Origin of the sequence: Pseudomonas sp. NPDC086278 (assembly GCF_050280905.1) — a bacterium.
Taxonomy (GTDB): domain Bacteria; phylum Pseudomonadota; class Gammaproteobacteria; order Pseudomonadales; family Pseudomonadaceae; genus Aquipseudomonas.
The window spans coordinates 20840-28605 of sequence record NZ_JBNNWE010000077.1 but is presented as its reverse complement, the minus strand read 5'-3'; the positions used below and the strand labels follow the sequence as shown (position 1 = coordinate 28605).

Annotated in this window: 5 protein-coding genes and 1 pseudogene; all 6 read right to left on the bottom strand. The window is 60.8% G+C overall.

From position 1 onward, the window contains the following. Nucleotides 1–282, bottom strand: a pseudogene (locus tag ACQKP4_RS21390) (GntP family permease); the annotation flags it as partial. Nucleotides 283–545: 263 nt separating this feature from the next. Next, on the bottom strand, nt 546–1961 hold the full coding sequence (locus ACQKP4_RS21385) for a sigma-54 interaction domain-containing protein (protein ID WP_427635602.1): 1416 nt from the start codon (nt 1959–1961) through the stop codon (nt 546–548). A 140-nt stretch (nt 1962–2101) separates the two neighbouring features. Further along, nucleotides 2102–3676: an ABC transporter ATP-binding protein gene (locus ACQKP4_RS21380; protein ID WP_427635601.1), complete on the bottom strand. Its 1575-nt coding sequence runs from the start codon at nt 3674–3676 to the stop codon at nt 2102–2104. Between the two features lie 12 nt (nt 3677–3688). Then, the gene (locus ACQKP4_RS21375; RefSeq protein WP_427635600.1) at nt 3689–4711 is read right to left on the bottom strand and encodes an ABC transporter permease; all 1023 of its coding nucleotides are present in this window, start codon (nt 4709–4711) and stop codon (nt 3689–3691) included. Continuing rightward, the gene (locus ACQKP4_RS21370) at nt 4711–5772 is read right to left on the bottom strand and encodes a microcin C ABC transporter permease YejB (protein ID WP_427635599.1); all 1062 of its coding nucleotides are present in this window, start codon (nt 5770–5772) and stop codon (nt 4711–4713) included. Before ACQKP4_RS21370 ends, ACQKP4_RS21375 begins: the two co-directional genes overlap by 1 nt. After that, nucleotides 5772–7640: an extracellular solute-binding protein gene (locus tag ACQKP4_RS21365; RefSeq protein ID WP_427635598.1), complete on the bottom strand. Its 1869-nt coding sequence runs from the start codon at nt 7638–7640 to the stop codon at nt 5772–5774. The genes ACQKP4_RS21370 and ACQKP4_RS21365 overlap by 1 nt, the downstream gene beginning before the upstream one ends. Nucleotides 7641–7766 lie beyond the last annotated feature (126 nt).

Below are 7766 nucleotides of genomic sequence, written 5' to 3'. Positions count from 1 at the left end.
GCCGAGCAAGCGAATAGCGGCGGCGACGATGGAGCGCGAGAACCCCGACAGTTCGATCAACTTGCCGAACACGGCGCCGAGCAGGAACACGGGGAAATACAGTTTGATGAAGCCGACCATTTTTTCCATGAACACCCCGGTGAAGGCCGGGGCGACAGCGGAAGGGTCGGTGAGCAGGACGGCGCCGAGGGCGGCAATCGGGGCAAAAAGGATAACGCTGTAGCCACGGTAAGCAGCCAGCATCAGCAGCGCGAGGGCTGCCAAGGCAATGATCACACTCATGGTGTGTCTCCTGGGATTGTTATTTTTGTGGGGCGGATCTGTGTGGGGAAGGGCTTTAGCGAGATTCGTGCCAGAGAGTTAAGTTATTGAAATATATGAATATATTTAATTTTGTTGATTGTTTTTGAGTGATTTGTCTCTTTGTTGAGACTTTTTGTTGGTTGGGCTGGCCTCTTCGCGGGCAAGCCCGCTCCCACAGTGGGACGGGTTGCGGGAGCGACGTGCGTCGAATGCTCTGTCTGCTAATGGAGACTTAGGTCTCTTTATGGAGACTCGACAATTCCGAGGGCCGCCATCTTCTTGTACAACGTCGACCGTCCCAGCCCCAGGCGCGCCGCCGCTTCAATCACCTTGCCCCCGCATTGCGCAAGGGCCGATTCAATCAACTGCCGGTCAAAACGCTCGCGAGCCTCACTGAACGTCTCCTGCGCCGCCGGCTGCATCGGCAACCGCGCTGATCGCTCCACCGGCATGAACGTCCCCACCGCCGCGCGGATGTCCGTTGCATTCAACATCAGGTCATCACTGAGCAACGCTGCGCGTTCCAGCACGTTGCGCAGCTCCCGAATGTTCCCCGGCCAGGCATGTTGCCCGAGCAATTCCAGCGCCTCGGGATTCAATTCATGCTGGCTGCGCAGTTCTTCAAGAATCGCCTCGCTCAGCGCCGGCAAGTCGTCGAGGCGTTCGCGCAACGGCGGCACGTTGATCGGCAGCACGTTGAGTCGGTAATACAAGTCGGCGCGGAACTCACCACGCTTGATCGCCGCTTCGAGGTCGGTCGACGTAGCGGCAATCACCCGCACATCGCTCTGGATCACTTCGTTGGAGCCGACCGGCTCGAACTCCTTTTCCTGTAATACGCGCAACAGTTTGCTTTGCAGCGGCAGGGGCATGTCGCCGATTTCGTCGAGAAACAGCGTGCCGCCCTGGGCGATCTGCAATTTGCCGGCGCGCCCCTTGCGGTCCGCACCGGTAAACGCGCCGGGCGCGGTGCCGAAAAACTCGGCTTCCAGCAGCGCTTCGGGAATGGCGGCGCTGTTGATGCTGACGAAGGCTTTGTGCGCACGCGGCGAAGCGCTATGGATGGCCTGGGCCAGCAGCTCCTTGCCGGTGCCGGTCTCGCCGAGCAGCAACACTGGCGACTCGGCGCTGGCGCTGCGGCGGGCGCGGCGTTTGACTTCCAGGCTGGCGGCGCTGGTGCCGATAAAGTGCGCGAAGTTGTATTTGGTTTGCCGCGCCCGCAGCAGCGAGCGGGTTGAAGCCAACTCTTCCTGCATGCTCAGGTAGCGTTTGAGCATCGGCGACAGGCTGCGCAATTCGTCGAACAGCGCAAAGCCAATGGCGCCGATGACCGCGCCGGCATCGTCGTGGATCGGCAGGCGCATAACCACCAGCGGTTCTTTTGGCGTGTCTTGCATGTCGAGCAAAATCGGCCGTCCGCTGCGCACCACCTCGCGCAACAGGCTGCCGGGGATCACGCTTTCACAGGGTTTACCGATGGCGCCCTCGGCTGACGCCAAACCAAAACGCCGGGCGTAGCGCTCGTTCATCCAGACGATGTTCGCATCGCGGTCGACAATCACCGTGCCTTCACTGGACTGTTCGATGATCTCGAACAGCGAACGGATCGCGAGCATGCGCACCCGTTGGTAATCCTTGAGGCTTTCGGTGGTGTTCATGGTGGTCATATCCGGAAAGTGTGTTGTCTGTGTGGCCGCCGTCGTCGGAACGTCGCCCGGAGCAAGCCCGCTCCCACATGGGAATGCATTCCAAATGTCGGAGCGGGCTTGCTCGCGAAGGGCGCGACGCGGTCTCGAACCTACCGCACATGCGCCGCCGCCAACAGCTCTTTGGTATACGGGTGCTGCGGCGAATCGAACACGTCGTGGCTGGCGCCGCTTTCCACCACTTTGCCGTCCTTGATCACAATCATGTCGTGGGCCAAGGCGCGCACCACCGCCAGGTCATGGCTGATGAACAGGTAGGTCAGGCCATGTTTTTCCTGAAGCTGACGGAGCAGGGCGACCACCTGTTTTTGCACCGTGCGGTCCAGCGCCGACGTCGGCTCATCCAGCAGAATCAGCGCCGGTTTCAGCACCAGGGCGCGGGCAATGGCGATGCGTTGCCGCTGCCCGCCGGAGAATTCGTGCGGGTATCGATGGCGGCTTTGCGGGTCTAGGCCGACTTCCTCCAGCGCGCGAATCACTTCGGCCTTGCACTCTTCGGCGCTCAACTGGCTGTGCACTTCCAGGCCTTCGCTGATGATCTGCGCCACCGACATGCGCGGGCTCAGGCTGCCGTAAGGGTCCTGGAACACCACCTGCATTTTTTTACGCCACGGCCTGAGCAGTTTTTGCGTCAAGCCGTCCAGCGCGTGGCCCTGAAAGCGAATGCTGCCTTCGGAATCGAGCAAGCGCAGGATCGCCTGACCCAGCGTCGACTTGCCCGAGCCGGACTCGCCAACAATCCCGAGGGTCTTGCCGCGCTGAATGTTCAGGCTGATGCCGTCCACAGCTTTCAGATAGGTCTTGCGCTGGAACAGCCCGCCACCGAGCGCGAATTGCACCCGCAGATTGTCCACCTCCAGCACGTTCTCGCGCTCGTCACGGGGCAGGGCTTCGCCTTCCGGTTCGGCGTTCAGCAGCACGCAGCTGTAAGGGTGTTTCGGTTCGGTGAAGATCGTTTCGCAACTCGCCTGCTCGACGATTTCCCCTGCCTTCATCACGCACACGCGCTGGGCGATGCTGCGCACCAGATTGAGGTCGTGGCTGATCAACAGCAGCGACATGCCAAGCCGTTGTTGCAGGGATTTAAGCAGGATCAGAATCTTGCGCTGCACCGTCACGTCCAGGGCGGTGGTCGGTTCGTCGGCGATCAATAGCTCCGGCTCGCAGGCCAGCGCCATCGCAATCATTACCCGCTGGCGTTGCCCGCCGGACAGTTGATGCGGATAGGCCTTGAGCCGCTCCTTGGGTTTCTGGATGCCGACCAGTTGCAGCAGTTCGAGAATCCTCGCCTGCGCCGGTTTGCCGGTCAGGCCCTTGTGCAACAGCAAGGTCTCACCGATCTGTTTTTCGATGCTGTGCAGCGGATTAAGCGAGGTCATCGGCTCCTGAAAAATCATCGCGATCCGGTTGCCGCGCAACTCGCGCAAGACCTTGGCCGGGGCGCCGAGCAGTTCCTTGCCGCGATAACGGATGCTGCCGGTGGATTCGGTGCCGGTCTCGGGCAGCAGTTGCAGGATCGAGTGCGCCGTCACCGATTTGCCGGAACCCGACTCACCGACCAGCGCCAGGCATTCGCCGGGGCGGATGTCCAGACACAGGTTGCGCACCACGGTCTGGCCACTGAAGGCCACGCTGAGGTCACGGATTTCGATCAGGTTGTTACTCATTAAAAGTGCGCCTCAAGATCGTGGATCAAACGCATCACGCAACGCTTCACCAATGAACACCAGCAAAGAAAGAATCAGCGCCAGGGCGAAAAACGCGGTCAGCCCCAACCACGGCGCTTGCAGGTTCTGTTTGCCCTGGCCGATCAACTCGCCCAGCGAGGCACTGCCGGCCGGCATGCCGAAGCCGAGGAAGTCCAGCGCCGTGAGGGTGGAAATCGCCCCGGTAAGAATGAACGGCAGGTAACTCAGGGTCGCGTTCATCGCGTTGGGCAAAATGTGCCGCACGATGACCTTGCGATCCGTCAGGCCCAAGGCGCGAGCGGCTTTGACATATTCGAGATTGCGCCCGCGCAGGAACTCGGCGCGCACCACGTCCACCAGCGCCAGCCACGAAAACAGCGCCATGATGCCCAGCAACCACCAGAAATTCGGCTCGACGAAGCCCGACAGGATGATCAGGAGATACAGCACCGGCAGCCCGGACCAGACTTCCAGCAAACGCTGTCCGATCAGGTCGACCCAGCCACCGTAATAGCCTTGCAGCGCGCCGGCGGCGATGCCGATCAGCGCACTGACAAAGGTCAGCATCAGCGCAAACAGAATCGACACCCGTGCACCGAAAATCACCCGCGCCAGCACGTCGCGGGCCTGGTCGTCGGTGCCCAGCCAGTTGACGCTGGACGGCGGACTTGGCGCCGGTTTGTTCAGGTCATAGTTGGGGGTGTCGTCGCTGAAAGGGATCGGCGGAAACAGCAGCCAGCCGCCGTCCCGTTTAATCAGGTTCTGCACGTAATCGCTGCGGTAATCGGCCTGGAATGGCAGTTGCCCACCGAACTCTTGCTCGGTGTGACGCTTGAACGCCGGGAAATACAGCGAGCCCTGATAGCTGACCACCAGCGGTTTGTCGTTGGCGATCAGTTCGCCGCCGAGGGTCAGCAGGAACAGGCCGATAAACAACCACAGCGACCACCAGCCGCGCCGGTTTTTCTTGAACCGTTCAAAGCGCCGACGGCCTAGCGGCGAGAGCTTGAACATCAGGCGTTCCTCGCGGCGAAGTCGATGCGCGGGTCGACCAGGGTGTAGCAGAGGTCACCGATGAGTTTTATCAAGAGGCCGAACAGCGTGAAGATGAACAGCGAGCCAAACACCACCGGGTAATCCCGCGAAACGGCCGCTTCGTAGCTCATGCGGCCGAGGCCATCGAGGGAGAAAATCACTTCGATCAGCAACGAGCCGGCGAAGAACACACTGATGAATGCCTGGGGAATGCCCGACACCACCAGCAGCATCGCATTGCGGAACACGTGGCCGTACAGCACGCGACGCTCGCTCATGCCTTTGGCGCGGGCGGTGATCACGTATTGGCGGGTGATTTCATTGAGGAACGAGTTTTTGGTGAGGATGGTCAACGTGGCAAAGCCGCCGATCACCAGCGCGGTCACCGGCAACACCAGGTGCCAGAAGTAGTCGGCAATCTTGCCCACGGTCGACAGCGACTCGAAGTTCTCCGAGACCAGGCCGCGTACCGGAAACCAGTTCAGCGACGTGCCGCCAGCGAAGATCACGATCAGGAACATCGCGAACAGAAACGCCGGCATCGCGTAACCAATGATGATCGCGGTGCTGCTCCAGATATCGAAGTGGCTGCCATGGTGAACGGCCTTGCGGATGCCCAGCGGGATGGAAACGAGGTAGGTGATCAGGGTTGCCCAGAGCCCGAGGGAAATGGTCACCGGCATTTTTTCGAGGATCAGGTCCGTGACCGTCGCGCCACGGAAGAAACTTTTGCCGAAGTCCAGGCGCGCATAACTGGTGAGCATCAGCCACAAGCGCTCATGGGCCGGTTTGTCGAAGCCGTACTGTTTTTCGATGTCTTTGATCAGTTGCGGGTCGAGGCCGCGACTGGCGCGGGAGGTGCCGGACATCGTCTCGCCGGAGCCGCCGCCGACACTCGCACCGCCAATGCCTTGCAGATGCGCAATCGCCTGTTCGACCGGGCCACCCGGCGCAGCCTGGACGATGACGAAATTGACCAGAAGAATGATCACTAGCGTCGGAATGATCAGCAGCAAACGCCGCAGTATGTAAGCCCACATCAGTGCGGCCCTCCGGGTCTGCCGCGACTGATCTGCTCGGCGGTCATCTGCTGATTGGTCAGCGGCGTGGTGCTGATTTCCCACCAACTCTCGATGGCTTCGTCATTGCTGGCCTGCTGGGTCGGCATGCCGAAGCGGTTCCACCACACCGTCGAGGTGCCCGGCGGGTAATAGTTGGGAATCCAGTAATAGTTCCATTGCAGCACCCGGTCCAGCGCATGGGCGTAGCGCAGCATTTCGGGCTGCGTATTGGCGCGGATCAGGCCGGTGATGAGCGTGTCGACCGCCGGATTCTTCAGCACCATGTAATTGTTGGCGCCGGGGTCATTGGCCGAGACCGAGCCGAAATAATTGAGCAATTCGCCACCGGGCGACGTCGTCACCGGGTAGCCGGTGACGATCATGTCGTAGTCACGGCTCATCAACCGGTTGACGTATTGCGAGGAATCGATGCGGCGGATGTTGAGGTCGATGCCGATCTGTTTCAGGGTGCGTTTGTAAGGCAACAACAGTCGGTCCATGCCGTTCTGGCTGACCAGGAAGGTGAAACTCAGCGGCTGGCCTTGGGCGTTGACCAGTTGATCGCCATCGGGTTTCCAGCCGGCCTGTTCCAACAGGTCGAGGGCTTGCAGTTGTTTGTCACGGATCACGCCGCTGCCATCGGTTTTCGGGGCTTCGAAGACTTTGGTGAAGACCTCGTCGGGAATCTGCCCGCGCAAGGGCTCAAGAATCGCCAGCTCGCCGGCATCCGGCAACTGTCGGGCGGCGAGGTCGGTGTTGGAGAAAAAGCTCTGCTGGCGGATGTACATGTTGCGCATCATCTGCCGGTTGCTCCACTCGAAATCCCACAGCATGACCAGGGCTTGGCGCACGCGGCGGTCCTGGAACATAGGGTTTTGCAGGTTGAACACAAAACCTTGCGCCGGCTGCGGTGCTTCTTGTGCCAAGTGCGCCTTTTGCAGGCGACCGTCGCTCAAGGCCGGGCTGTCATAACCGATGGAATAGCCGGTGGCCGAGAATTCGCGGTTGTAGTCGTAGGCGCCACCGCGCAGAACCTGGCGTGCGACGTCGGTATCGCCGAAATACTCGATGCTGAAGTGGTCGAAGTTATAGAGGCCGCGGCTGACCGGCAAATCCTTGCCCCACCAGTCGGCGTTGCGCTCGAAGGTGATGCTGCGCCCGGAGTCGACCTTGCTTACCTTGTACGGGCCGCTGCCCAGTGGCGCTTCGTAACCGCCGCCGTTGGCGAAGTCGCGGCTCTTCCACCAGTGTTCGGGAAACACCGGCAAGGTCGCGATATCGAGGGGCAGGGTGCGGTTTTCGTTGCTTTTGAAGTCGAATCGCACGGTCAGCGGCGCTTCCACTTCGACGCCTTTGACGTCGGCGAACTGGGTGCGATAGCGCAGGCTGCCCTGGGTCATCAGCAAGTCGTAGGTGTAGCGCACATCTTCGGCGGTGATCGGTTGCCCGTCGGCGAAACGGGCTTTCGGGTTCAGGTAGAAGCGCAGGGACAAGCCGTCATCGGAGCGCTCCATCTTCTGCGCCACCAGGCCATATACGGTGTAAGGCTCGTCGAGCGAACGCTGGGCGAGGGGCGAGTAGATCAAGCCATCGACCTGGGTGACGCCGATACCTTTGTCGATGTACGGCAGCATATGGTCGAAGTGACCGATTTCGATGGCCGAGCGACGCATGGTGCCACCCTTGGGCGCTTGCGGGTTGGCGTAGGCAAAGTGACTGAAGCCAGCGGGATATTTCGCCGGCTCGCCGTACACCGTCAACGCATGTTGGGGGGCCGCATTCACACCGGCGGCGCTCAATAGCAGGGCCACGGCAGTGAACAATAAAGTGGGGAACGCCAGTCGCATTGTCAGCCTTAGAGCCGGGTGGTCGATAACCGTGATTTGTACGCTACCGGCGCATCCGTCGCCAGCCGTAAAACACGTCAGAAACACGACGGCCCACCAAAAGGCGGGCCGCTGTGTTTAAAAATC

Coding starts and splice junctions, on each gene's coding strand:
- ACQKP4_RS21365 (WP_427635598.1), bottom strand. CDS start 7,640: ATGCGACTGGCGTTCCCCACTTTATTGTTCACTGCCGTGGCCCTGCTA.
- ACQKP4_RS21375 (WP_427635600.1), bottom strand. CDS start 4,711: ATGTTCAAGCTCTCGCCGCTAGGCCGTCGGCGCTTTGAACGGTTCAAG.
- ACQKP4_RS21385 (WP_427635602.1), bottom strand. CDS start 1,961: ATGAACACCACCGAAAGCCTCAAGGATTACCAACGGGTGCGCATGCTC.
- ACQKP4_RS21370 (WP_427635599.1), bottom strand. CDS start 5,772: ATGTGGGCTTACATACTGCGGCGTTTGCTGCTGATCATTCCGACGCTA.
- ACQKP4_RS21380 (WP_427635601.1), bottom strand. CDS start 3,676: ATGAGTAACAACCTGATCGAAATCCGTGACCTCAGCGTGGCCTTCAGT.